The organism is Brachybacterium sp. ACRRE (genome assembly GCF_022346485.1).
Taxonomy (GTDB): Bacteria; Actinomycetota; Actinomycetes; order Actinomycetales; family Dermabacteraceae; genus Brachybacterium; species Brachybacterium halotolerans.
On sequence record NZ_JAKRMO010000043.1, the window covers coordinates 1 to 23,615 of the forward strand.

The window sequence follows — 23,615 nt, forward strand, 5'->3', positions numbered from 1 at the left end:
GGGCGCCGGGGACCGTGCCGGGGGCTGCGTGGCTGCCGGGGGCGGTGTCGGGCGCGGTGGTGCCGGAGGCGGAGGTGGCGGAGCCGGAGGTCATGGTCGGAATCCTTCCATCGAGGACGAGGAACGTGCGGTGGGACGAAGAACGAGGCCGCGAGCCGCCCCGCACCCCGACACCCGGGGTCGATCGCGGGTCCGGCCGTGAGAAGTACGAAGTGGTTGCCATGGAGGCTCTTGGCAACCGTTTCGTACTTCTCACGGCCCGACGACCGAGGGGGTGCGTGCGGTGCGTGGGATGTGTGGGGCGTCTGGGTGCCGGGGCGGTCGGCGCCTGGGCTGTCGGCTGCGGGGTCGGTCAGGTGCGGGCGGAGGCGGCGGGGGCGTCGGCGATGTCGTCCATCTGCTCGAGCTCGAGGTTCTTGGTCTCGGGCACGAGCTTGAGGACGAAGAGGATCGAGGCGAGCGCGATGATCGCGTAGACCGCGTACGTGGTCCCGATCGACCAGGCCGCGAGCACTGGGAAGGTAAGGGTGACCGCGAAGTTCGAGGCCCACTCGACGCCGCCCGCGACGGAAGTCGCTGCGCCGCGCATGCGGTTGGGGAACATCTCGCCGATGAGCACCCACATGATCGGGCCCCAGGTCCCCGCGTAGGCGCCGACGTACAGGCACAGCGCGACCAGCGCCAGAATGCCGAGCAGCGGGGAGGAGGCGAGATCGGGGGCGGTGCCGCCGCCGTCCTGCGCGACCTGCGGCGCGGTGAGCATGATGACGGCGGTGACCACGAGCGCGGCGAACATCGAGATCGACCCCCACAGCAGCAGGGGTCGCCTGCCCACCCGGTCCACGAGCAGCATGCCCAGGATGATCGCGACGACCTTCACGGCGGTGAGCACGAGGGTCTACTTCAGGGCGTCCTGCTCGCCGAAGCCGATGGTCGCGAAGATCGTGGTGGCGTAGTAGAAGATCGCGTTGATGCCGACCAGCTGCTGCAGCGCCGCCAGACCGATGCCCACCCAGACGATGCGCTGCAGGCGGGACGTGCCGGGGACGAGCAGGGCGCGGAAGCCGCTGCCCCGTCGGCCGGAGCCGTGGCCGGACCCGTGGTCGGTGAGGGAGCGGGTGATCTCCTCGGCGCGCTGGTCCACGCCCTCCTCGCCGACGGTGCGGGCGAGCACGGCGCGGGCCTGGTCGGTGCGGCCGTGGGCGATGAGGAAGCGGGGCGACTCGGGGATGAGCAGCGAGGCGACCAGGTAGATCACGCCGCCGAGGGCGACCGAGAGGAACGCCCACTGCCAGACCTCCAGATGGAGGCCGAGCAGGCCCAGCTGGGAGGTCGACAGCGGCGCGTCGCCCTGCGGGGCGGGGGCGGCGGCGAGCATCGCATCGCCCAGCAGCCCGCACACGAACAGGCCGATGATCAGCATGAACTGGCGCAGGGAGACGAGCATGCCGCGCATGGAGGCGGGCGAGGTCTCCGAGACGTAGGCAGGGGCGATGGTCATCGCGGCGCCCATCGCCATGCCGGAGAAGATCCGCCAGAACAGGAACATCGCCATCGAGTCGCCCACGAAGGCGGTGCCCACGGAGGAGACGATGAACAGGATGGCGGCGACGATCATGATCGCCCGTCGGCCGATGCGATCCGAGAGCCGTCCGGCGAGGAACGCGCCGAGCACCGCGGTGAGCACGCCGAAGGCGACGGCGAAGCCCAGCATCCCGGTGCTCGCGCCGGTGTGGAAGGCGAGCGCGTTCTTGATGACGTTCAGGGACATCGCGTCCCAGCCGAACATCAAGCCGGAGATCGAGGCGGCCAGCGCGGCACCGAGCGCGCGGCGCCGCGCGGCGGGCGGGACGACGGGCGTCGCCTCGGGGGCGGGGACGTCCGGGCCTGGCCCGGCGGTCGTGGAGGGGTCGGGGTGTGTCATGCGATCAGGTCCTTTCCTGGTCGGCGGGGGCGGTACGTGCTGCGGCGGGACGCGGTCCGTTGGGCACAGCGGGGTGCGAAGCGGGGTGTGAAGCGGAGTGTGTAGCGGAGTGCTAGGCGGGGATTCGGACGGACGCGACGACGTGCGCTGCGCCGACGCCCCGGTCGCGGCGGAGGTTCAGGTGCGGGGGTGGAGGACGACGAGGGCGGCGCCGGTGGCGCCTGCGAAGGCGTCGAGCCGTCCGCGCTCGAGCGGGATCAGGGGGAACCGCTCCCCCACGCCCTCGGCGACGAGCGGGCGGATCGTCTCGAGGAGGCGGTCGTCGGCGTCGAAGAGGTCGCCGGTGAGGATGACTTCGTCGGGGTCGACGATGGTGGTGGCGAGCACGAGCGCCCGAGCGGTCGCGCGGGCGACTCGATCCAGCACCCCGCGCAGCTGCGGGGCGTCCTCCGCGAGCGCGTCGCGCAGCGCGGACGGCGAGCGCAGCACCACGCCGTGGCTGCGCAGAGCGGCGAGCACCGCCGGCGTCGAGGCGACGGTCTCGAGGCATCCGGAGCGTCCGCAGCGGCAGGCCATGCCGGGGATCTCGACGGGCAGATGGCCGATCTCGCCGGCCATGCCGTCGGCCCCCAGGTCGAGCGCGCCGTCGCGCACCACGGCACCGCCGACGCCCTGGTAGCAGCGCACGTGCAGAGTGATGCGGTGGCCGTCGCCCGCGGCGAGGTGCTCGGCGAAGGCGGCGCAGCGGGTCGTGTTGTCGACGTGGACGGGCACGCCGTAGCGCGCCTCCAGGGCCTCGACGAGCCCGTGCCAGGGCGCACGCTCGGGACGCGTGAGCGCGGCGGGGCCCGAGATCCCGAGGCCGACGCCGCGCAGCGCGGTCCGGCGGGTGGACCTCCCCGGCTCCACCGGCCCCGCGGGTTCCCCGGAGCCGTCCGCGCCGCCTGCGCCGTCCGCGGCTTCCAGGCCGTCCGCGCCGCCCGCGGCTTCCGGGCCGTCCGCGTCGTCCGCGGCGTCTGCGCCATCTGCGCCTTTCGCGGCGTCGAGCTCCGCGAGCATGCGCAGTACGAGCTGCTGGCGACGGGCGGCGCCGAGGCTCTCGTCGTGGGTCTGCTCCCGGCTCGCGAGGACTTCACCTAGGGTGTTCAGGTGGACGATGCGGACCGCGCCGTGGGCGAGGTCGATGCCGATCGCCCGCACGGCGGTCCGGTCGATCGCGACGCGCTCGGTGGGGCGTCCGCGGCCGGGCTGCTCGTCGTGGCCGACAACCTCGACGGCACCCTCCTCGACCAGGCGGGTGAGCACGGCGGAGACGGTCGAGCGGCTCAGGCCCGTCGACTCCGCGATGAGCGCGCGGGTGAGCGTCCCGCCGCCGCGGAAGGCGTCGATGACTTCGGCCTCGCGCGGATGGGCGGGAGTCGGCAGCGACCCCGTCGTGGACATGCCCCCACGCTAGGGGCGGCGAATTCCTCCATCTCGCCGGTGCAGAATCACCGACGAGATGGGACGCAGGTCACATCACACCGAGAGGTGAGTTGTTGTCGTCAAAGCCCCCTTTTAACGACGACAACTCACCTCTCGACGTCGGGATACGACGACAACTCACCTCTCGATGCTCGAGCGATGCTCGATGCGGCGGGGCGCCGTGTTCAGCGATCGGTGGCCGCGACCAGCCTGTCCTCACGCACACCGGGACCGTCGGCCGGAAGATGGCCCCCGTCTGCCGCGAGATGGCGCTCGTCGGCCGCGAGATGGCCCCGGTCTGCCGCGAGCTGGCGCTCGTCGGCCGGGAGATGGCGTCGGGAGGAGACGATGATCCCGATCCAGCACACCGCACCCAGGGCCACGATGACGGCGAGCACGACCTGCACGTCGACGAGGTGGGCGACGGCGGCGATCACCGCGGGGGCGAGGAAGCCCGCGTACGCGGCGGCGTAGAAGACGCCCGTGAGCCCGGCGAGATCGCGCGAGCCGGCGATGCGCTGCACCTCGAGCAGGGAGGAGACCAGCGCGACGCCCATGCCCACGCCGATCACGACGTTCGCGCCCAGGCCGATCGCCACCGACTGCGTGCGGATCGCGAGGGCGACGGCGACGATGCCCAGCAGCATGATCCCCACGGCCGCGACGAGGCCGCGGGCGGACTCGAGCGAGTGCACCCTCTGGGCGAGCGGCTGGATCGCGCTGGAGACGCCGAGCGCGATCACCGTGGCGGCGGTCGCGCACACCAGGCCCCAGCTGCCGGTCGCGCCGGCCAGCTGCGTGGGCAGGTAGCCGTAGCCGATCGCGGCGGAGCCGAAGATCCACGGCGCCCCCAGCAGCACGACGCGCGTGAACCGGCGGTGCCCGGCGCTCGGCACGCCGAGCTGGCGCCACCAGGGCCCGGGGAGACCGCCGGGGACGCGGCCCTCGGGCAGGCGCGCGACGATCACCAGGAACGGGACGGTCAGCGCGAGGTGCACGAGGAAGGGCAGCACCTCGGGCAGCGGACCCCACTGGGCGACGAGCCCGGCCAGCAGCGCTCCGGCCGCCGAGCCCGTGGTGAAGGCGAGGGATGCGCGGCGCGCACCGGAGTCCTCGGCGGCGCCGGGGTCGAAGCGCCCCTGGGACAGCTCCTTGATCCAGGCGTTGCCCACGGCCATCGCGATGCCCACGGAGATGCCGGAGAACAGCCGGCCCAGCGCCAGGAAGAGCGCCCCTGTGGGCCCGAGGGCGAGCAGGACGCTCCCGATCAGCGCGGCGAGCACGCCGACGAGCATGAGCGGACGCCTGCCGTGCCGGTCGGAGAGGGATCCGGCGAGCAGCAGGGCGGGGGCGAGCCCGAGCACGTAGACGCCCAGGAAGATGTTCACCAGAAGCGAGGAGAGGTGCTCCCGGTCCTCGTACATGAGCAGCAGCGGGCTGAACTGGTTGCCCGCCCAGGAGCACACGAACACGGCGCCCCAGGCGGCGATCCAGGGCTTCACCCCGCCGAGACCTGTGCGGCGGCCCGGAGCCGCCGGTTCCTCCGCGGCCGACGGGACGGCGAGGGCCGTCGTCGTCTCTGTCCCGATCTCGGCCTCCGTCTCTGTCCCGATCTCGGCCTCCGTCGCTGTCTCCGTCTCCGCCCCCGTCTCCGTGACGCTCACAGCGCGCCTCGATGCGAGGCGACGTGCTCGTGCAGGGTGCGGGCATAGGCGGCGGGATCGCCCTCGGCGAGCGCGCGGGCGAGCTCCCGGTGGTGCTCGAGGGAGGCGTGCAGCTGCTCGGGGCGCACGCGCATGAGCTGGTGGCGCAGGCGCTGCTGGCGGTCGCGCAGGGTCGCGGTGAACATGACGGCGACGGCGTTGCCCGAGCCCTCGATGACGGCGGAGTGGAAGCGCGAGTCGGCGTCGATGAAGGCCGGGACGTCCTCGGCCTCGATCGCCCGTGACTGCTCCTCCAGCAGGCCCTCGAGCGCGGACGCGAGGTCCTCCGCCGCGCCGTCGGCGATGACGCGGGCCGCCGCGGCGGACTCGATGGCCTCGCGCATCTCGAGCACGTCGCGGGCCTCGTGCGGGGACATGGGACGCACCACGGCGCCGCGTCGGTGCTCGAGGCTCAGCAGGCCCTCGGCGGCCAGGCGCAGGAACGCCTCGTGCATGGGGGTGCGGGAGAGGTCGAGCTCGCGGCGCAGCGCGTTCTCGCTGATGCTCTCCCCGCCGGCCAGCTCGCCGCGGATGATGGCGCTCTTGACGTGCTCGTATGCGCGCTCGGCCGCAGCCCGTGCGGGCGATGCGCTCTCGTCGTTCTCGAAGTTCACGACTCCAGCCTAGAGGCTTGCATGCAAGCTTGCACGCAAGCCCACCGGGTTGCGTGAGCGAGGGAACGCACGGGCGGCCCGACGCGCGTAGCGTGGCTCACATGACGAGCGATCCGCGGACCGCCGGAGCCTCGCGCTCCGCCTCCGCTTCCCCTGTTCCCACTTCTTCGTCCGACGCACCGCCGACCTCCGCGTCCGCCCCCTCCGACGACGTCCTCGAGGTCGACGTGATCGTCCTCGGCGGCGGACCCGTCGGCGAGAACGTCGCCCAGTACGCGATCGAGGGCACGGGGCTCACCGCGGCGATCGTCGAGGGCGAGCGCATGGGCGGGGAGTGCTCCTACTGGGCATGCATGCCCTCGAAGGCGCTGCTGCGCCCGCTCGACGTGCGCGCCGCGGCCGCGCACCTGCCGGGCATCACCACCCCGGAGATCGACGTCGAGGAGCTGCTCGCGCGGCGCGACGACTGGGTCTCCCACTACGACGACACCGGCCAGGTGCAGTGGGCCGAGGGCGCGGGCCTCACCGTGGTGCGCGGCCACGGGACGCTCAGCGGTGAGCACGAGGTGACCGTGCGACCGGCCGACGGGGCGGGCGCCGACGGGGCGGGCGCCGACGGGGCGACTGCCGGCGACGTAGCGCCTCAGGTGCTGCGCGCCCGCCGGGCGGTCGTGCTCGCGACCGGCAGCGAGCCGGTGATCCCCGCGCCCTACCGTGAGCTCGCGCCGTGGACCTCGCGCGATGCGACCGGGGTGAAGGAGGTGCCGTGGCGCCTGCTGATCGTCGGCGGCGGCGTGGTCGCCTGCGAGGCGGCGACGTGGATGCGTGCGCTGGGCAGCGAGGTCACGATGCTGGTGCGCGGCGAGCGCCTGCTGCCGTCGGCCGAGCCCGAGGCCTCCGAGCACGTGCGCACGGGTCTCGAGGAGATCGGGGTCCGCGTCATCACCGGCGCCTCGGCCCAGCACGCCACGCGGGACGTCGTCTCGCAGGACGCCGCCGAGGAGAGCGGGATCGGTCGCGTGCACGGCGGCGAGGTGCGGGTGCACGTCGCGGGCACGGCGGGAACCGGCACGGCGGGAACCGGCACGGCGGGAGCCGGTGCGCAGGACGGTGGGGCCAGGGGCGGTAACGGCGGCGAGGAAGATGGGGACTTCACGGCCGACGAGATCCTCGTGGCGACCGGCCGTCGGCCCCGACTGCAGGACGTGGGGCTCGAGACCGTCGGCCTCTCCCCCGACGATGTCACGGGCGGGGCTCTCCCCGACTGGCTGCGGGCCGTCGGGGATGCGAGCGGCGAGGCGCCGCTCACCCATTGGGGCAAGTACCGGGCGCGCGTGATCGGCGAGGACATCCGGGACGCCGCCCTCGCGGACGTCGAGCCCACGCCTCCTCCCGAGCCGGTCGCGCAGGGCCGGGCGGTCCCGCAGGTCGTGTTCACGGATCCGCAGGTGGCGAGCGTCGGGCTCACCGAGAGCGCGGCGCGGGATGCGGGCTTCGACGTGGTCGTCGCCCAGGTGCCCTTCGAGGGGTCGGCCGGCAGCGCACTGCTGCGCGACGACGCCTCCGGGGTCGCGAAGATCGTCGTGGACGCGGTGACCCGCCGGCTGCTCGGGGCGACCTTCGCGGGCCCGGACGCCGCGGAGATCGTGCACGCGGCGACCGTCGCGATCGTCGGCGAGATCCCGGTCGACGTGCTGCGCCACGCGGTGCCGAGCTACCCGACGGCCTCCGAGCTGTGGCTGCGTCTGCTCGAGGAACTGCCGCGCGAGTACCGGCACGCGGCGCCGCAGGGGCGGCGAGAGTAGCGGGGCCGCGGCGCTGGGCGCGGCGCGCGCTCAGCGCTCAGCGCTCAGCGCTCACCCCATGATCGTCAGGAACACCCCGACGCCGAGGAATCCGAGGCCGCTCACGATGGCGAGGATGCCGATGGCCTCCATCGGCACGAAGAACAGCGAGTGCGGTCCGTGGCGGCCGATGACTGCTCGGCCGCGGGTGATCTCCGCGTCGATCATGGCATCGGCCTCTTCACGACTGCGGGGCATGACGCCATCGATCGCGAAGGCGCCGGCCTGGGCGGCCGCCTGCATCTTGGGCTCGGCCTCGAGGGCCCACGCGGTCGCTCGGCTGCGCGGAGCCGTGATGTTCACGTACCAGCCGTGCAGCGTGGTGATCGCGCCGCCGAGCAGCAGCGCGACGCCCGCCATCAGCGGCATCGCCCCCTCGAAGCGCAGCACGCCCGCGCCGAGGCCTCCCACCAGCAGTCCGATCAGCGCCCCGATGTACAGGACCGCGAGGATTCCCCAGCCGCGCCAGATGATCACGTCTTCCCGTCCCCCTCGTCGCGAGGTGACCCGGCCCTGCGCCTCGGTCGGTGAGGCCTCGCGACGTGACGACCCTAGCCAGGACCGGCGATCCCCACCAGGGCACACCCGGCACTGTGGACGAGTCGGCTGTCATCGGGAGGAATCGCCGTCGCGACGCGATGGAGCGCCCTCCCTCTCTGACCTCCGGTGACCCCGCCGCGGCACTCCTCAGTACCCGACGCGGCCGTCGATCGCCTCGCGCACGAGGTCGAGATGCCCCAGGTGCCGCGCGTACTCCTCGATGAGGTGGGTGAGGATCCAGCGCAGGTTCACGCGCTCCCCGCGGCGCAGTCCGCGCACCGGGCCGTCGAGGTCCGTCCAGCTCGCCGCGGCGGCGCGCGTGGTCTCGATCTCGCGGCGGTAGCGCTCCACGTCGGCGAGCGCGGTGGCGGGGTCGATGTCGTCGAAGTCGCCGTCGGGGCTGGTCTGCGTGCAGTAGTAGTCGGGGAGCTCCTCGTCGAGCGTGACCTCGCGCAGCCAGTACGCCTCGACCTCGGTGAGGTGGCGGAGGATCCCGATCGGGCTCAGGGTCGAGGGCGGGAGGGGCCTCTTGCACAGCTGCGCGGCGTCCAGGCCGTCGATCTTCAGCAGCAGGGTCTCGCGATAGAAGTCGACCCAGTGATCCAGGGTCTCCCGCTCCCCCGCGAGCATGGGGCCGAAGCGTCTTGTGTCGTCCATGGCGGGAAGTCTGCGGCCCCGAACCGTCCGTGGCCAGGGAATTTCCTTGTCCCGTCCCGGGAGCCCGCCCTATGTTCTCGCCATGGACATCACGCTGCGGCCGCTCCGTCGCGAGGACGCGCGCGCGATCGTCGCCGCCGAGGACGACGCGACCGTGCGGTTCCTCAGCGGAGGCCGCAGCACGGTGCAGGGCACCGAGGAGTACGTCGACCGCCTCGAGCGCGAGGCGGCGGACGGTCGCTCGAAGCGCGCCTTCGGCATCTGGGCCGACGGGGCCTGCGTGGGCACCGTCGACTTCGACCCGCAGGTCACCGACGGACTCGAGCCGGGCGACGTGAATATCGCATACGGGGTCGCGCCGTGGATCCGCGGACGGGGCGTCGCGGTGCGCGCCGTCGATCTGGTGCGCGGGATCGTCGCGGAGCGGAACCTGGGCGAGCGGGCGGCCATCCGCGCGTCGGCCGAGAATCCCGCGTCGCAGCGCGTGGCGGAGAAGGCCGGTTTCACGTTCTCGCACGAGATGCGCAGCGCGACCGACGTCGACGACCAGGGACGACCTGAGGTGCTCCGGGTGTTCGTGCGGAGGTTGCGAGAGCGGGCGACGGCGCAGGATCTTCCGGGCACACAGCGTCGAGGATCGCACGCCGCACCCAGGCCTTGAGGTGAGCACCGGGCGACCCGTGCGACCAGCCGGCCGTGATGACGTCGTTCACGACCGCCGCCGCCCAATAGGTACATGCCATACTTAGCTCCATGTCCGACCTACCCACCCTCGACGCCGCGCACCCTCGTTGGCCCGCCACCTGGGTGCGCGCACTCCTGCCCCTCGCGATCCTGGTGAGCCTTGAGGAGCGTCCGCTCCACGGCTATGCGATCGCGCAGAGCGTCGGCGCGCTCGGGTTCGGAGTCCCCAGGGGCGGCTCGCTCTATCCGGCGCTCGCGCGGCTCGAGGAGGCCGGGACGATCGTCGCCCAGTGGGTGCCCGGCCCGTCGGGCCCGGCGCGCCGCGAGTACACGCTCACCGCGTCCGGTCGCGAGCGCCTCGCAGCAGAGCGCTCCCAGCTCACCGACCTCTCCTCGGCACTGGCACCTGCGTCCTCCGGCAGCGCCCGGACGTCGGCCGATTCCGCGCCGACCCCGACGATCGAGAGCCCCAGCCCGCACCCGAGCACGATCGGAGATCCCGACGATGACGGCCGCTGACCACGACGACGCACGCTCCCGCACCCACGTGACCGAACGCCCGACGGGTCCTGAGCTGAGCCGCGTGGCCCGCGCGTTCCAGTCCGCCCGAGGCATCGACGGCGACGCGGACTGGGCCGAGCTCGCGCTCATCCGCATGGTCTTCGAGGACGTGCGCATCGATGTCGCCGAGAAGCAGCTCATGGACGCGGCCGCCACCGTGAGCGAGGCCCAGGAATCCCCGAAGGCCCTGTTCGGACGGCCCTCCGAGTGGGCGGACCAGCAGGCGGAGGAGCTGCGCGAGGCGGGGCTCGACGTCTTCGAGGATCCCCTGGTGATGGGCCTGCGCGAGGGCGCGGTGACAACCCTGGGCGTCGCCTCCGGGCTCAGCGCCCTGTTCTTCCTCAGCCAGCTCCTGGACCTGCTCTTCGGCGGTGACGCCGGGCCGACGGACCTCACGATCGGCTTCGCACTCATGCCGCTGCTGGTGGCCGCGCTGCTCGTGGTGCTGATCGCGGTCTACAAGCGGGCCGTCGCACGGTTCCGCTTCCCAGTCGTGGTCGCGCTGTGCGCGGCGGTCGTCGTGCTCGGCGCCGGCGGCGCCGCGAGCATCCTCATGCTCGTCGGGCAGCGAGGGCCAGACGTTCACCTGGCATGGGCCTGGAGCATCCTCCTGGTGCCCGTGTATGCGGCCCTCACCTGGGTGGTCGCGAAGCTCTGGCGCGTGCCTGCCGACGGCGCCGGAAAGGGGGATGTCCTGACCCCTCAGCAGATCCTGGACTCCGCGCACCTGGACGACGGCGCGTGGACGGCCCGCGCCCGCGCCGCGCTGCGCCGCCGGGACGACCTCACCGACGCGCGCGTCGACGCCGCGCTCACCGAAGCACGCGCCCATGCGGCGGAGGCCGGATCGTCCCTGCTCGAGGAGTTCGCCTCCCCCGAGGGGTACGCCCTGAGGTTCCCGAAGGACCCGCGCACCGTCGCCCGCCGCATGACCGTCTTCTTCGCCGTGCTCGCGCTGCTGTGGCTCGCCCTCGCGCTGGCCAATGCTGCCGACGCGGGGTGGGCGCTGAGCTGGAGTGTCGCGCCGCCCGCTCTGCTCGTCATCGTCTGCGGCGCCCAGGCCGTCGGGCACGCGAGGACCTGGCGCCGGGCCGTCCGATGCAGCTGAGGGCCCCGGTCCCACGGCTCTGTCGCCCCCGCTACGCTCACCTCGTGGCCGACGACTCCCCCACCCTGACGCTCTTCCACGGTCCGCCGGGATCCGGGAAGACGACACTCGCCCGGCAGCTCGAGGACCACGGCGCGGGCGTGCGGATCTCCACCGACGACTGGCAGGCCGCTCTCGGCGTCGACGTGGCCGATCCGGACTTCCATGAGCTGCTGCAGGCCCGTCTCTACGCCCACGCCCTCACCCTGCTGGAGCACGGGGTCGACGTGATCCTCGAGGACGGCCTCTGGATGCGTGCCGAGCGCACTCGCACGTTCACCGACGCCCGCGCCCGCGGTGCGCGCATCCACTGGCACGTCTTCGACGTCGCGCCAGAGGAGCTGGGTCGCCGGCTCGATGCGCGTGCGGCAGCGGGAGCGCCCGGCGCAGTGCCGATCCCGCGCACAGAGCTCGCACGGATCCTGGGGCTCGTCGAACCGCCGACCGATGACGAGCTCGCCGCCGTCGACGCGGTGACCGTGCATCACTGACGTCCGGTCGGTGCGCGGCGGGACGGACTCGGGGGCGGTCTCCCTGTCGTCCGCGCCTACCCTTGCCCCATGACCTTCGTGAACGCAGGCACCCTCGGCACCGTCGCCGGAGCACGGGACGAGCTCGTCTCCCGGCTGATCCAGCGCAACGACCGTCTCCGCGAGCTCGGCTGCCTCGCCTACGAGGTCGGCACGAACGACGAGGAGCCCGACACCGTCTTCGTCGTGGAGATCTGGGAGAGCGCGCAGGCGCACCGCGAGTCGCTCTCGGACCCGGACGTCTCCGCCGCGATCACCGCGGCGCGCCCACTGCTCAGCGGTGCCTTCGGCGGGTTCCGCTTCGACGTTGCCGGTTCGCCGCTGCGCTCCGAGGGCGCCTGAGAGGACTCCTGGGGCCGACGGGCCCGGTCCTCCACCGCATCACTCCTCCGCGCCGGTCCGTGAGCGTCCGGCCTCGCGCGCCTCGCGGGCGGTCGCGACGTCGTCGACCACGACCACGATGTGGCGCAGGCTCGTCAGCAGCGATCCGTAGAGCGGCCAGCTCGTGCTGCGCAGGCCCTCCCTGCCCGTGAGGGCGTCGGCCAGGGCATCGATCCGGTCCAGGATCGGGGCGACGTCCGCGTCCGGGTCTGCGACCGACTGTCCGGTGTCGCCGACCAGATCGGCCCATTCCTCCCGAAACTTCTGGTCCCACGGACGTTCCGCACCACTGGCCTCGCGCAGGGTGCGGGCCATGTGCCGCAGGTGGGAGACGCCCTCGTCGATCCTGGCGAGGATCTGCTCGTATCCGCTCCTGTCCTCGGGCGGCACCGCCCCGTCCTCCGGTGAGCGCTGAGAGCGCAGGCGATTGCGCGGGTTGGCGCGTCTGCTCTCGTGCGCCGTTCGCACCGTGGACCATGCGGACGCGAGGTCGCTGCTCATCGACTCGGTCTCCTCGAGCCATTCCTGAGCGCGATCGGTCTCCCACGACGTGCGGAACTCGTCGGCCATCGAGATGAGCACCTCGCCCATCCGGCGGTTCACGCTGTCCACGTATCGCGCCGCCTGCCGGTCGCGCAGCGGCGGGATCAGCAGCAGGTTCACCACGATCCCCACCAGCGCGCCCAGCGCGACCTCGAGGATGCGATCGGTCAGCAGGCCCACGTCGCCCGCCGATCCGGCCCCGAGCACGAAGATCACGGTGGTCGCGATCGCGATGCCCTCCTCCCGGATCCATCGGATCCTGGCCAGGGCGAGCGCCACCAGGAGCGCGATCGCGAGGGTCCACACCGAGGTCCCGAGCGCCGCGCCGACCACGAAGGAGAGCGCCACCCCGAGCCATGAGGCCACCGTGGACTGGGCGCCTCGGCGGAAGGACTCGAAGACCGTCGGATACACCGTGAGCAGCGCGACCCAGGGCGCGAGGAACGGCATCGTGGAATGCAGGACCTCCGCCGCCAGCCACCAGGCGAACCCCGCGGCGAGCACGGACTTCACGATCTGGAGGAGGTCGGTGACGGTCTCGGGGCGCAGCCCCCGGGGTCGAGGCATCTCGCGCGGTCGGAACGGACGCATCCCGAACACGCTACGCACCCCGAGACGCACACGCGAGGACTCCTGCTCACGCACGCCGCCCGCCCCTGACATCCACCGCCGCGCGGGCTCCGCGCAGGACCCCGCAGGGGCCCGCTCCGGTGCCGTCGCCCGCGCGAGCAGCCGCCGTGGGAAGCTTGCGTGCACCGGACGACGCACGAGGAGGTCGACGATGACCAGCTATGCCGTCCTGCTGCGCGCCGTGAACGTCGGCGGCACCGGGAAGCTGCCGATGGCGGAGCTGCGGGAGATGTGCACCGCGCTCGGCTTCGCCGACGTGCGCACCTATATCGCCAGCGGGAACGTCGTGCTGCGCTCGGAGGATGCGGCCGACGCGGTGCGCACCGCGGTCGAGACGCGGCTCGAGGAGTTCGCCGGACGCCCGGTGGGGGTCGCGGTGCGCACCGCCGAGCAGATGCGCGCGGTCCTCGCGAGGAACCCGTTCCCGGATGCCCCCGGGAACCGTGCGATGGTGCTCTTCCTGGACGCGCCTCCCCCGGCCGACGCCCTCGAGGGGGCGCGCAACGCGGCCGACGAGCAGATGGTGCTCGGCGCGCAGGAGATCTACGTGCACTACCCCTCCGGCATGGGCACCTCCCGCCTGCGGATCCCCGCCGCCGAGCACGGCACCGCCCGGAACATGAACACGGTCGCGAAGCTCGTGACCATGCTCGACGACCTCGACGACCTCGATTAGGCCTCCCCCATGGAACCCTCCCGACTCTCCCGCGGGATCACCGCCGCGCTCGAGATCGCGCGCACCCAGGGACTCGACGCCCTCGAGGCACGAGTCCTCAGCAACTCGAACAAGGCGGTCCTCCTCCTGCTGCCGAGCGCGGTCGTGGCGCGCGTGGGCCCGGCGGACCAGCCGATCGCGGCGTACGAGCTGGATCTCGCCGTGCGTCTCGTCGACGCGGGCGCTCCCGTGGTCGCCCCGGAGCCGAGGGTGGAGCCGGTCGCCCGTCTGCGTGACGGCTTCGAGGTCTCCCTGCGGAGCTGGGTGGACCCCGACGACGATCCTGATCGGGCGCCGGCGGCTCCCGCCGCCCTCGCCGAGGCCCTCGCGCACCTGCATGCGGCGATGCTCGGCATCGATCTTCCGGCGCCGCGCTTCACCGATCGCGTCCACAGCGCGCTCGATCTGCTCGACGACCCCGAGCGCTCCCCACGGCTCCGGGCTCCCGATCGGGCGCTGCTGCGCGGCACGCTCGTGGAGCTGCGCGATGCCGTGGGATCGACGGGCCGCGAGCAGCTCCTGCACGGCGAGCCGCATCCGGGCAACATCCTCGACTCACCGCGCGGTCCACTGTTCATCGACCTCGAGACCTGCTGCCGCGGACCGGTCGAGTTCGACCTGGCGCACCTCCCGCCCGAGGCCGCGGAGCACTTCCAGTCCGCGACGGGCACCGACCCTGGCGGCCCTGTACACCCCGATGCGACAGTCCTCGCCCAGTGCCGACGGCTCACGCTGGCCCTCGCCACGACCTGGCGCTTCGATATCTCCGACGCCTTCCCCGACGGCGAGCGCGTGGGCGAGGAATGGCTTGCGCAGCTGCGCAGAGCTCCAGTCTCGGGCAGATACGAGGAGAGGCGGGACCAATGACCACCGCGGGTGCGAATGACTGGCAGACCGACCGGGTGGGGACGGCTCTGCGCGGGGCGAACCCGACCGTCCTCACCCCCATGCCCGGCGGCTTCGCAGCTATCGGGGACGTGCAATTCCTGCCCGGCTACTGCGTGCTGATCACCGATCGACCTGGCGTGGACCGACTGTCACTGCTGCCGTATGACGAGCGAGCAGCGTTCCTGACCAGCATGGACATCCTCGGAGAGGCTGTCGAGACGGTGTGCTCCGCGCGCGATGCCGCGTTCCGCCGCGTGAACCTCGAGATCCTCGGCAACACCGACGCGTTCCTGCATGCGCATGTCTGGCCGCGCTACGACTGGGAGGGTGAGGAACTCGCACGGATGCCCGTGTGGGCCCACCCTCGCGCTCGCTGGTCGGATCCCGCGACCGCGCTCTCCCCCGAGCACGACGAGCTCCGTGACGAGCTCACCGCGGCGATCGACGCGGTCCTCAGATCTGCCAGCTGACGCCCACCACGATAGAGACGGCGTGAGTCAGAGCGATCGAGTGCTTGTCATCCGCCTCCCTCGAATAACCGGATGCTGCCTTCATTCTGCAGATGAGAACCTCGGACCATGCACGCCACCGACTCTCCCGAAGACCACGAGGCAGCTCTGCGGCTGATCCTCGAGATGCAGAGCAGCGCGTCGACGGCGTGCGCGTATCTCGGCCGCCATGAGGCGGGCATCCGCGAGGATCTCGAGAACCTCGACCAGGACTGGCGGGAGACGCTGCACGTGAGCCGGGGTGCCGATGGACGGGTCGACGGGGCCGCCCTCATCGAGTGGGACACGGAGCTGGATCGCTCGTGGGTCCACGGACCGTGGACGCGGCAGGGGCGATGGGAGCAGCAGGCGCCGGGACTGCTGGAATCCGTGATCGCCCAGGCCCCCGTCGCCCGTCACGAGATGTACGCCGCGGTGGAGAACGTGCAGATGGCGTGGCTCGCCGAGCGGTGCGGGTGGGCCGCCGGTGAGGCGAACTTCGAGTATGCGAAGCAGCTCGAGGATGGTCCGTCGGACCCGCGCATGGCGAACGACACCGTCCGGCCGGCGGACCCCGCGGATCTCACCCGCCTCGCCGAGCTCCACGAGGCGGAGTTCCCCGGCACCTATGCGTCCACGTCGGACCTCCTCGAGCACGGCGGCTCGTACTCGACGTTCGTGCACGTCGAAGGCGGACGCGCGCTCGGATACCTCAGCGGTCAGACGCAGGAGGCCGACACCCTGTACGTCGACTTCCTCGCGGTCGCCCCGGACGCCCGGGGGCGCGGCGTCGCCCGCGGTCTGCTGGATGCGGCGGCGCTTCGCATGGGCGCGCGCACGATCACGCTGACCGTCGACGAGCATCGTCCGGACGCGCAGCGCGTCTACGAGGCGCTCGGGTTCTCACGAGTTGCGGTGACTCGTCCGTACCGAATGCGACCGTCCGACTGATCTCAGACCCTCCTTCTCTCCGGTGCTCGATCGGCGTTGCGAAAACTCGAGGCGATCCGGAGACGACCTCGCCCGCTTGCAGCAGGAAAGGACAATGGACGACGTGTTGAACCGGGTAGCGTGCCCGCATGATCAACTCAATCGCCGCCGCCATTCTGTACGTGCGCGAGCAGGACACGGCATTGGAGTTCTATCGTGACATCCTTGGTTTCGCCGTCGTCACGGACACCGACATGGGCGAGGGTTCCCGGTGGCTCGAACTGCGTCCTTCCGGCGCGCAGACCTCTATCGTGCTCGCATCCGCGGACGCATTCGGCAAGGCACCCGGCGAAGGCGCCTACCTGACCTTCGCTGCTGATGACGTGACAGCGACCGTCGAGGAGCTGCGAGCGCGTGGCGCCTCGACATCAGAGGTCACTCGGGAGCCCTGGGGAAGCTACGCGACCGTCCAGGCTCCTGACGGGCACGAACTCCAGTTCCACGAGCGATCTGCCGAGTGAACCCAGCCGGGCGTTCCCGATGCTCGGCGACGTCGGACCTGAGCACGGCACAGAGGTCTCCGGCCGGCGGACATGCGCATCCGCAGCGGGATCACGTCTGCCAGCTGACCATCACCCGGCCGGCGGTGACGCCGTCGAGGACGATCTCGTCCTCGCTCGTGCCGAGCGCCCACTGCCCCGGGGCCTCGATGTGCGGGTGGCCCCGGATGCCGAGCTCGGCGCGGTCCAGGACGAGCTCGGCGCGCGTGTTCGCGGGGACCTGCACGAGGAGGGTGCCCGCATCGCGGTCGAGCTCGACGCCGACGGGCCCGCGGATGGTCGGCACGGTCCCTCGGATCCGGGCGAGCGGGCCGGGATGCGGGGCGATGCGCACCCGCGCCGCCCCTGGCTCGATCACCCGGACGCCGAGGACCCAGCGCGCGATGACGTTCACCGGCGCGGTCCCCCAGGCGTGCGAGAAGGACATGTTGGGCTTGTGCTCGGGATCCCAGGCCTCGGGCACGATGGTCGCGCCCAGGTCGTCGATCTGATGCAGCCAGCTCTCGGTGGTCCGCGCCGTCATCAGCGCGATCGCCTCGCGGGAGCGCCCGGCGGCGAACAGCGCGTCGAGCAGGAACTGCGCCCCGTAGACGCTCATGCGCATCCCGCCGGAGGCGAGGAACTCGCCGAGGGCGGGGAGGTGCGCGTCGGGCGCGAGGCCGAGGGCGACGGGGATCGCGGTCGCGTGCTGGGAGCGGTGCTCGCTGCCCTCCCCGTCGACGTAGGCGGGGCCGTCCCCGAGCATCCGCTCGTTCAGCGCCCTGGTCACGGCCGCGGCCGACTCCGCGAAGCCGTGCGCGACGCGCTCGTCGCCGATCGCCTCGCCGATCCGGGCGAGGGCCCGGAAAGCCGCAGCCTGGAAGGCGTTGAGCACCGTGTTGACCTCGGTGAACTCGAAGCCGTCGCGCGAGGTCGCGGGCCAGTCGACGAGGTCGGCGTCCCACTCGCTCGCGCTGCCCGGATCCTTGCGGACCAGGTCGTCGTCGAGAAAGTGCTGGTAACCGCCCTGCTCGAGGAAGTGGAGGTCCTCGCGCAGGCGCCGGTCGTCGCCCGTGGCCAGGTAGTCCTCCCATGCCATGAGCGGCGGCATCAGGTGGTACTCGGCGGGCCAGGTGGGGCGGCGGGCGAGGAAGGCCAGCGAGCTGCGGGCGAGGGCGAAAGACGGCTCCACGGCGTACTGGGAGCGCTGGTTGACCAGGGCGTCCCCCTCGTAGGGGAGGCGCTCGCGGGACTGGGTGTCCACGTACAGGTCCTGGCTGGTCGCCTCGATCGAGTACCGGCACATCTCCCACACGCGGTCCAGGTCCGGGTCCGACGAGGTGAAGGCCCCGCCGCCCATGGCGGGCGATCGCAGCACCACCGGGCGCAGGGCGCGGGAGAGGTCGAGGCCGGAGCCGGCGTCGGCCTCGAGCTCGACGTGGCGGAAGGCGCGCAGCCCCCAGTGCTCGATGGTCTGCGGGCCGTCGCGCAGCGTCCACGTCTCCTCGTAGACGTTGCTCGTGCGCAGGCGGGAGCGCACGGCGCCGTCGGCCTCGAGCTCCTCGCCGAGCCGCACCCGGACCCGCGTGCCCGCGCGGCCGACCACCTCGAGGCGGATCCCGCCGACGATCTCGCGGCCGAGGTCCGCCCGCCAGATCTCGCCACCGCTCGCCCGCGCCGACGAGCCGGTCGGCGTTCCGGTCGACGAGCCGGCTGTCGTGGGCCCGCCCGCCCGGTGCGCCCGCACGGTCTCGCCCAGGTGATGGCGGATGCTGACGGTCGCCGGCGTCGGCGGCGGCAGTTCGACCTCGCTGCGCAGCGCCAGGTCCCACCCGGAGTCGTCGAAGCCGGGGCTCTGCCAGCCGCGCGGCTCGTGCCGCATGTCCCAGTCCTCGCGCGGGGCCCGGAACCAGCCGCCGCCGATGTCCCCGAGGCCCGGCAGCATCATCGCCCCGCTGAACGCCCGCCAGCGGGTGGAGGTCGGCACCTCGAGGCGGGTGCCGTCGGCCAGCACGACCACCAGGCGGGCGCTGAACGCTCTCCCCTGCTCCGCCCAGCACAGGGCGGCGAGGGCGTTGCGCCCGGGCCGCAGCACGCCGGTGAGGTCATGCGTGTGGTACATCGCCTCCTCGAAGCCCGAGCGCACGCTGCCATATCCCACGACCTGCGCGTTCGCCCACAGCTTGTACACGTGCTGGCGGCCGCCGCGGGGACCGTGTGGCGTCGGCCCGCCCTCCGGGGACAGGCCCGCGGCCTCGACGAAGGCGGCGCGGACGGGCTGAGCGGGCAGATCGAACTCGGTGCGCAGCAGCACCCACGGGATGTCCTCCGCGGTCCACTCGTCCATCGCGACCGGGCCCCAGATGGCGTCGCCGCCCCAGGCGTCCGCCGCGGTGACGAAGCACTGGGCGCTGGACCAGTCGCCGGGCGCGTCGGTGTCCACGGCGACCCGCCACCAGTACGGGGTGGAGGCACCCAGATCGGGCCCCTCGTAGGGCACGGCCACCGAGCGCTGGGAGGTCACCCAGCCGGTGTCCCAGAGCGGGCTGCCGAAGCCGCGCGGCGAGCGGGCGACCTGGATGCGGTGCATCCTCTGCATGGAATCGCCCAGCTGCGGGACCACCCAGGAGAAGCGCGCTCCGCGCACGGGGACGCCGACGGGCAGGTGCTGGAGGTCCACGCGCAGCTCCTCCGGGCGCGGTCTGGCGCGGGAGGACAGATGACGGGGCGACATGCCGGGAGGACCTCCGCGCGTGGAGTCGGACGCGACCGTCCGATCCTATCGAGCCGGGGCGCCCATCGGCGGACCGCCGCTTCGCCGGGCCCGCGGCGGGAGCGCCCTACGGCCGGGACACCAGCCCCTGCTCGACCATGAAGTCGAAGGCGACGTCCGCCGGCAGCTCGCCGCCCTCGTCGACCCGCAGGTTCAGCGAGCGCAGGGCATCATCGGTGAGCTCGGGCGTCACGGTCTCGTAGACGTCCTGGAGCTGCGGGTGCTTCGTCAGCGTCTCGGTGCGCAGCACAGGGGCCACGTTGTACGCCGGGAAGTAGTGGCGGTCGTCCTCGAGGATCTTCAGGTCCAGGCTCTGGATGCGCCCGTCGGTCGTGAAGACCTCGCCGAAGTTGCAGCTGCCGCGGTCCGTCGCGGTGTACACGGCGCCGGTGTCGTAGAGGCTGATGTTGCCCGCGGGGACGCCGTCGTCCTTCCCGCGCGGGATGTCGTAGGCCTTCAGCAGCGGCACGAGGCCGTCGGCCCGGGAGTTGAACTCCGACTCCACGCAGATGGTCCGGTCCTTCACGGGAAGGTCCTCGAGCTGGCTGAGCTTCGTGATGCCGCCCAGCTCCTCGACGGCCTCGCTGCGCACCGCGAGGGCGTAGGTGTTGTTCAGCGGCGCGGGCGGCAGCCAGGTGAGGCCGTTGTCCAGATCCGCGTCGTGCACGGCCTGCCACTGCTTCTTCTTGTCGGGGATGCCCTTGGTCTCCCCCAGGTAGGTCAGCCACGCGGTGCCCGTGTACTCCCAGGTCATGTCGGCCCCGCCGTTGGTCATCAGCTCGCGCACGGGGACGCTGCCGGGGACGTTGGTGAGGTCGTCGACCTCGAAGCCGGCGGCGCGGGCGGCGATCACGCCGATCTTGCCGAGGATCAGCTGCTCGGTGAAGTTCTTGCCGGTGACGGTGATGCGCGCGCCCTGGGCGAGGTCGTCGATGCGCTTGATCTTCCCGGGGGCGACGTCCGGCGTGTAGGCGGTCGCGGGGCGCAGCCCGCAGCCGGCGAGCGGGAGCAGTCCGAGCGCTGCGAGGACCCCCAGCCGTCGGCGGCTGAGGCGGCGGCTGCCGATCGAGGAGCCGACGGAGCGGCGAGAGGATCCGGCGTCCGGACGGTCGGCGGGCCGGCTGCTCGGCCGGCCGGTGGGCGTGGTCTCGTGCATGCTCACAGTCCCTTCGGTCGGGCGACGTGCTCGACGACGCGGCCGGCCCAGTCCACGATCAGGGCGAGCACCGCGACCAGCAGCGCGCCGGAGATCAGGACCTTGAACAGGTACAGGTTGATGCCGGTGGTGATCAGCAGGCCCAGGCCGCCGCCGTTGACGAAGGCGGCGAGCGAGGCCGTGCCCACCAGCAGGACGAGCGCCGTGCGCACGCCGGAGAGCATGACCGGCACCGCGAGCGGCAGCTCGACGCGCAGCAGCACGGCGAAGGCGGTCATGCCCATCCCCCGCCCCGCCTCGACCAGGCGCTGGTCGACGCCGCGCACGCCGATCATCGTGTTCCGCAGCACCGGCAGGATCGCGTAGAGCACCAGGGCGATGATCGAGGCCTGGAACCCGTTGGGCACGAAGGCGGCGAGCAGGACGATGAGGCCGACGGCCGGCGCGGCCTGCCCGAAGTTCGCCACGGCGAGCACGGGCTCCGCGATCTTCCGGAAGGGGCCGCGGGTCAGCAGGATCCCCAGCGGCACGCCGATCACCAGCACGATCACGGTCGCCACCAGGGTGAGGGCGAGGTGCTGGCCGGTGAGCTCGAGGATCGTCGAGGGGTTCAGGGTGTTGCGCTCGGTGGCCGTGAGCGGCGCGAGCATCAGCCAGGCGCCGTAGACCACGAGGATCGCGAGCAGCACCAGGATCTGCACGATGAGCGGGCGCCACGGGCGCGGGGCGGACGCGCGGTCCGCATCTGCCGCATCGCCCGCATCGGGCACGTCGGTCGCGGCGGTCGAGCCGGGCGCGGCGGTCGCGGGCTCGATCGCGGCATCGTCCGTCGCCTGGGCGGCGGTGTCGGTCGTCGGGCGCTCAGTCATCGCGGGCCGATCCCTGCGGGGAGGTGACGGCGGCGCCCTCGTCGTCGATGACCACGTCGACCGCGCCGGTGTTGGTGCCCACCGGGGCCTCGCTCGAGCGCTCGGCGGCGCTCTGACGGGCCATGGTGATCGCGTCCATGATGGTCTCGACGTCCACGACCCCCTCGAAGACGCCGCCGCGGCCGGTGACCAGGGTGGCGCCGGCGCTCGAGACGAGCATCGTGTCCAGGGCGTCGTTGAGGGTCGCGCCCGAGCCGACGACGGGCAGCGCCGGGTCGAGCTCGGTGGGCAGGCGCGTCATGCGGGAGAGCTCGCGGCGCGAGGGCCAGGAGATGGGGCGTCCGCGCTCGTCGACCACGACCGCGTGGTTGTGGCCCGCCTGCTCGGCGCGGCGCAGGGCCTCCGCGGCGTTGCCGCCGGCGTGCGCGACGACCGCGTCGGCCGCCTCGACCTCCCGCACGCGGCGCAGGCCCAGCTGCTTGAGGGCGGCGCCCGAGCCGATGAAGTTCTCGACGAACTCGTCGGCCGGCTCGGCGAGGATCCGCTCGGGGGTGTCGTACTGGACGATCTGCGCGCCCTCGCGGAAGACCACGATCCAGTCGCCGAGCTTCACGGCCTCGTCGAAGTCGTGGGTGACGATGACCATCGTCTTGCGCACTTCCTGCTGGATGCGGATCAGCTCGTCCTGCAGGCGCTGGCGGGTGATCGGGTCGACTGCGCCGAAGGGCTCGTCCATGAGCAGCACGGGCGGGTCCGCGGCGAGCGCCCGGGCGACGCCCACGCGCTGCTGCTGCCCGCCCGAGAGCTCCTTGGGGAACCGCGAGCGGTAGACGTCGGGGTCGAGGCCGACCAGCTCGAGCAGCTCCTCGACGCGCTCGGCGATGCGGGTCTTGTCCCAGCCCAGCATCTTGGGCACGAGCGCGACGTTCTGGGCGACGGTCATGTGCGGGAACAGGCCGCCGGCCTGGATGACGTAGCCGATGCGACGGCGCAGCTCGTCGCCGTTGATCGTGGTGACGTCCTCGCCGCCCAGCACGATGCGCCCCTCGGTGGGCTCGATGAGGCGGTTGATCATCTTCAGCGTGGTCGTCTTGCCGCAGCCGGAGGGGCCGACGAGCATGACGACCTGCCCCTCGGGGATCTCGAGGGTGACGCCGTCGACGGCCGGGCGCTTCTGCCCGGGGTACCGCTTGGTGACGGCGTCCAGGAAGATCGAGCGCCCCGTGGCCTCGCCGGAGGCGGAGTCCGCGGCGGCGGTGGACTGGGTGCGGGGGTCTGTGTCGGTCACCGGATGCCCTTCGAGGTCGTGAGCCTGCCGAGGCCCAGCAGCAGGAGGTCGAGGATGAGGGCCAGGAAGATGACGCCGACGGTGCCGGTCACCACCGACTCGATCGCCCCGGCGCCGCCGAGGCGCGAGAGGCCCTGGAAGATGAAGCCGCCCAGCCCGGGGCCGAGCACGTAGGCGGCGACCGCCGCGACGCCCATGACCATCTGGGCGGAGACGCGCACTCCGCTGAGGATCACTGGCCAGGCCAGCGGCAGCTCGACGCGGAAGAAGATGCCCAGCCGGCTCATGCCCAGGCCGCGCGCCGATTCGACGAGCGCCGGATCCACGCCGGCGAGGCCCACGATGGCGTTGCGCAGGATGGGCAGCGCCGCGAAGAAGACGACCACGATGACGGCGGGCTTCACCCCGAAGCCGAAGGGCGCGACCATCAGGCCGATGAGGGCGAAGGACGGGATGGTGAGCCCGACGGCGCTCACCGAGTTGGCTGCGGCGCGGCCGAAGCTCGAGCGGTGCACGAGCGCGGCGATCGCGACCGCGATGACCGTCGCGAGGACGACGGACTGGGCGACGAGGCTGAAGTGCTGGGCGGCGGCGAACAGGATCTCGCTCGAGCGGGAGCTGAGGAATTCGCCGAAGTCCACGGAATCGCCTGCGCTCTCGTCGGGGGTCGGAGTCGGGTCGGAGGTCAGGTCCCGCAGCGCACTGCGGCGGGCCGAGCCGCGCCGTCGCGCCGCTGGGCGCCTCGTC

General features: G+C 72.5%; 22 protein-coding genes and 1 pseudogene. 11 read left to right on the top strand and 12 right to left on the bottom strand.

Annotated features, from left to right (window positions below; genetic code table 11):
• Positions 1-352: 352 nt before the first annotated feature.
• The 4 genes and pseudogenes from MHY49_RS12705 to MHY49_RS19380 form a co-directional block, all read right to left on the bottom strand.
• Positions 353-1,924: pseudogene (locus MHY49_RS12705) on the bottom strand (sugar porter family MFS transporter).
• Between the two features lie 177 nt (positions 1,925-2,101).
• On the bottom strand, positions 2,102-3,367 hold the full coding sequence (locus MHY49_RS12710) for an ROK family transcriptional regulator (RefSeq protein WP_239204622.1): 1,266 nt from the start codon (positions 3,365-3,367) through the stop codon (positions 2,102-2,104).
• Positions 3,368-3,573: 206 nt separating this feature from the next.
• Complete coding sequence (locus tag MHY49_RS12715) at positions 3,574-5,052, bottom strand: MFS transporter (RefSeq protein ID WP_239204624.1); 1,479 nt, start codon at positions 5,050-5,052, stop codon at positions 3,574-3,576.
• Positions 5,049-5,705, bottom strand: coding sequence for a GntR family transcriptional regulator (locus MHY49_RS19380; RefSeq protein WP_239204626.1), 657 nt, complete (start codon positions 5,703-5,705; stop codon positions 5,049-5,051). Before MHY49_RS19380 ends, MHY49_RS12715 begins: the two co-directional genes overlap by 4 nt.
• A gap of 101 nt (positions 5,706-5,806) precedes the next feature.
• On the opposite strand from MHY49_RS19380, the gene MHY49_RS12725 reads away from it, so the two are divergent.
• Positions 5,807-7,510, top strand: coding sequence for an NAD(P)/FAD-dependent oxidoreductase (locus MHY49_RS12725; RefSeq protein WP_239204628.1), 1,704 nt, complete (start codon positions 5,807-5,809; stop codon positions 7,508-7,510).
• 51 nt (positions 7,511-7,561) lie between these two features.
• On the opposite strand, the gene MHY49_RS12730 is transcribed toward MHY49_RS12725, so the two are convergent.
• Together MHY49_RS12730 and MHY49_RS12735 are read right to left on the bottom strand one after the other, a co-directional pair.
• Positions 7,562-8,026 (bottom strand): hypothetical protein, encoded by a 465-nt coding sequence (locus tag MHY49_RS12730; protein ID WP_239204630.1) that lies wholly within the window; start codon positions 8,024-8,026, stop codon positions 7,562-7,564.
• Positions 8,027-8,236: 210 nt separating this feature from the next.
• On the bottom strand, positions 8,237-8,746 hold the full coding sequence (locus MHY49_RS12735; protein ID WP_239204632.1) for a DinB family protein: 510 nt from the start codon (positions 8,744-8,746) through the stop codon (positions 8,237-8,239).
• A gap of 82 nt (positions 8,747-8,828) precedes the next feature.
• Between MHY49_RS12735 and MHY49_RS12740 the strand changes: the two genes are divergently transcribed.
• The 5 genes from MHY49_RS12740 (at position 8,829) to MHY49_RS12760 (ending at position 12,010) form a co-directional block, all read left to right on the top strand.
• Complete coding sequence (locus MHY49_RS12740) at positions 8,829-9,407, top strand: GNAT family N-acetyltransferase (RefSeq protein WP_239204634.1); 579 nt, start codon at positions 8,829-8,831, stop codon at positions 9,405-9,407.
• 92 nt (positions 9,408-9,499) lie between these two features.
• A complete protein-coding gene (locus MHY49_RS12745; protein ID WP_239204636.1) occupies positions 9,500-9,949 on the top strand; it encodes a PadR family transcriptional regulator in 450 nt (149 codons plus the stop codon).
• Positions 9,936-11,099, top strand: coding sequence for a hypothetical protein (locus MHY49_RS12750; RefSeq protein ID WP_239204638.1), 1,164 nt, complete (start codon positions 9,936-9,938; stop codon positions 11,097-11,099). The genes MHY49_RS12745 and MHY49_RS12750 overlap by 14 nt, the downstream gene beginning before the upstream one ends.
• Before the next feature lie 44 nt (positions 11,100-11,143).
• Positions 11,144-11,629 carry an ATP-binding protein gene (locus MHY49_RS12755; protein WP_239204640.1) on the top strand — a complete coding sequence of 162 codons (486 nt, stop codon included), beginning with the start codon at positions 11,144-11,146 and terminating at the stop codon, positions 11,627-11,629.
• Between the two features lie 69 nt (positions 11,630-11,698).
• Positions 11,699-12,010, top strand: a complete 312-nt coding sequence (locus MHY49_RS12760) for a putative quinol monooxygenase (RefSeq protein ID WP_239204642.1) — start codon at positions 11,699-11,701, stop codon at positions 12,008-12,010.
• Positions 12,011-12,049: 39 nt separating this feature from the next.
• Here the strand turns inward: MHY49_RS12760 and MHY49_RS12765 are convergent, their stop codons facing one another.
• A complete protein-coding gene (locus MHY49_RS12765; protein WP_239204644.1) occupies positions 12,050-13,183 on the bottom strand; it encodes an aromatic acid exporter family protein in 1,134 nt (377 codons plus the stop codon).
• Between the two features lie 190 nt (positions 13,184-13,373).
• On the opposite strand from MHY49_RS12765, the gene MHY49_RS12770 reads away from it, so the two are divergent.
• The 5 genes from MHY49_RS12770 to MHY49_RS12790 all read left to right on the top strand — a co-directional run bounded on the left by MHY49_RS12770 (position 13,374) and on the right by MHY49_RS12790 (position 16,764).
• Positions 13,374-13,898, top strand: a complete 525-nt coding sequence (locus MHY49_RS12770; protein WP_239204646.1) for a DUF1697 domain-containing protein — start codon at positions 13,374-13,376, stop codon at positions 13,896-13,898.
• A gap of 9 nt (positions 13,899-13,907) precedes the next feature.
• On the top strand, positions 13,908-14,804 hold the full coding sequence (locus tag MHY49_RS12775; protein WP_239204648.1) for a phosphotransferase family protein: 897 nt from the start codon (positions 13,908-13,910) through the stop codon (positions 14,802-14,804).
• On the top strand, positions 14,801-15,295 hold the full coding sequence (locus MHY49_RS12780; protein ID WP_239204650.1) for an HIT family protein: 495 nt from the start codon (positions 14,801-14,803) through the stop codon (positions 15,293-15,295). Before MHY49_RS12775 ends, MHY49_RS12780 begins: the two co-directional genes overlap by 4 nt.
• A gap of 108 nt (positions 15,296-15,403) precedes the next feature.
• A complete protein-coding gene (locus MHY49_RS12785) occupies positions 15,404-16,264 on the top strand; it encodes a GNAT family N-acetyltransferase (RefSeq protein WP_239204652.1) in 861 nt (286 codons plus the stop codon).
• A 128-nt stretch (positions 16,265-16,392) separates the two neighbouring features.
• The gene (locus MHY49_RS12790) at positions 16,393-16,764 is read left to right on the top strand and encodes a VOC family protein (protein WP_239204654.1); all 372 of its coding nucleotides are present in this window, start codon (positions 16,393-16,395) and stop codon (positions 16,762-16,764) included.
• Between the two features lie 91 nt (positions 16,765-16,855).
• Here MHY49_RS12790 and MHY49_RS12795 read toward each other — a convergent pair whose 3' ends face one another.
• From MHY49_RS12795 to MHY49_RS12815, 5 genes are all read right to left on the bottom strand, one after another.
• Complete coding sequence (locus tag MHY49_RS12795; RefSeq protein WP_239204656.1) at positions 16,856-19,462, bottom strand: family 78 glycoside hydrolase catalytic domain; 2,607 nt, start codon at positions 19,460-19,462, stop codon at positions 16,856-16,858.
• A 160-nt stretch (positions 19,463-19,622) separates the two neighbouring features.
• Positions 19,623-20,711, bottom strand: coding sequence for a glycine betaine ABC transporter substrate-binding protein (locus MHY49_RS12800; RefSeq protein ID WP_239204658.1), 1,089 nt, complete (start codon positions 20,709-20,711; stop codon positions 19,623-19,625).
• A 2-nt stretch (positions 20,712-20,713) separates the two neighbouring features.
• Positions 20,714-21,580, bottom strand: coding sequence for an ABC transporter permease (locus tag MHY49_RS12805; protein WP_370646135.1), 867 nt, complete (start codon positions 21,578-21,580; stop codon positions 20,714-20,716).
• Positions 21,573-22,868: an ABC transporter ATP-binding protein gene (locus MHY49_RS12810; protein WP_370646136.1), complete on the bottom strand. Its 1,296-nt coding sequence runs from the start codon at positions 22,866-22,868 to the stop codon at positions 21,573-21,575. Before MHY49_RS12810 ends, MHY49_RS12805 begins: the two co-directional genes overlap by 8 nt.
• Positions 22,865-23,509 (bottom strand): ABC transporter permease, encoded by a 645-nt coding sequence (locus MHY49_RS12815; protein ID WP_239204660.1) that lies wholly within the window; start codon positions 23,507-23,509, stop codon positions 22,865-22,867. The genes MHY49_RS12810 and MHY49_RS12815 overlap by 4 nt, the downstream gene beginning before the upstream one ends.
• Between the last annotated feature and the right edge of the window lie 106 nt (positions 23,510-23,615).

Bases quoted from the DNA above. Each gene is read 5' to 3' on its own strand.
- MHY49_RS12780 (WP_239204650.1), top strand. From the start codon at position 14,801: ATGACCACCGCGGGTGCGAATGACTGGCAGACCGACCGGGTGGGGACG.
- MHY49_RS12740 (WP_239204634.1), top strand. From the start codon at position 8,829: ATGGACATCACGCTGCGGCCGCTCCGTCGCGAGGACGCGCGCGCGATC.
- MHY49_RS12725 (WP_239204628.1), top strand. From the start codon at position 5,807: ATGACGAGCGATCCGCGGACCGCCGGAGCCTCGCGCTCCGCCTCCGCT.
- MHY49_RS12800 (WP_239204658.1), bottom strand. From the start codon at position 20,711: ATGCACGAGACCACGCCCACCGGCCGGCCGAGCAGCCGGCCCGCCGAC.
- MHY49_RS12760 (WP_239204642.1), top strand. From the start codon at position 11,699: ATGACCTTCGTGAACGCAGGCACCCTCGGCACCGTCGCCGGAGCACGG.
- MHY49_RS12805 (WP_370646135.1), bottom strand. From the start codon at position 21,580: ATGACTGAGCGCCCGACGACCGACACCGCCGCCCAGGCGACGGACGAT.
- MHY49_RS12785 (WP_239204652.1), top strand. From the start codon at position 15,404: ATGCACGCCACCGACTCTCCCGAAGACCACGAGGCAGCTCTGCGGCTG.
- MHY49_RS12775 (WP_239204648.1), top strand. From the start codon at position 13,908: ATGGAACCCTCCCGACTCTCCCGCGGGATCACCGCCGCGCTCGAGATC.
- MHY49_RS12750 (WP_239204638.1), top strand. From the start codon at position 9,936: ATGACGGCCGCTGACCACGACGACGCACGCTCCCGCACCCACGTGACC.
- MHY49_RS12710 (WP_239204622.1), bottom strand. From the start codon at position 3,367: ATGTCCACGACGGGGTCGCTGCCGACTCCCGCCCATCCGCGCGAGGCC.
- MHY49_RS12765 (WP_239204644.1), bottom strand. From the start codon at position 13,183: ATGCGTCCGTTCCGACCGCGCGAGATGCCTCGACCCCGGGGGCTGCGC.
- MHY49_RS12745 (WP_239204636.1), top strand. From the start codon at position 9,500: ATGTCCGACCTACCCACCCTCGACGCCGCGCACCCTCGTTGGCCCGCC.
- MHY49_RS12735 (WP_239204632.1), bottom strand. From the start codon at position 8,746: ATGGACGACACAAGACGCTTCGGCCCCATGCTCGCGGGGGAGCGGGAG.
- MHY49_RS12790 (WP_239204654.1), top strand. From the start codon at position 16,393: ATGATCAACTCAATCGCCGCCGCCATTCTGTACGTGCGCGAGCAGGAC.
- MHY49_RS12770 (WP_239204646.1), top strand. From the start codon at position 13,374: ATGACCAGCTATGCCGTCCTGCTGCGCGCCGTGAACGTCGGCGGCACC.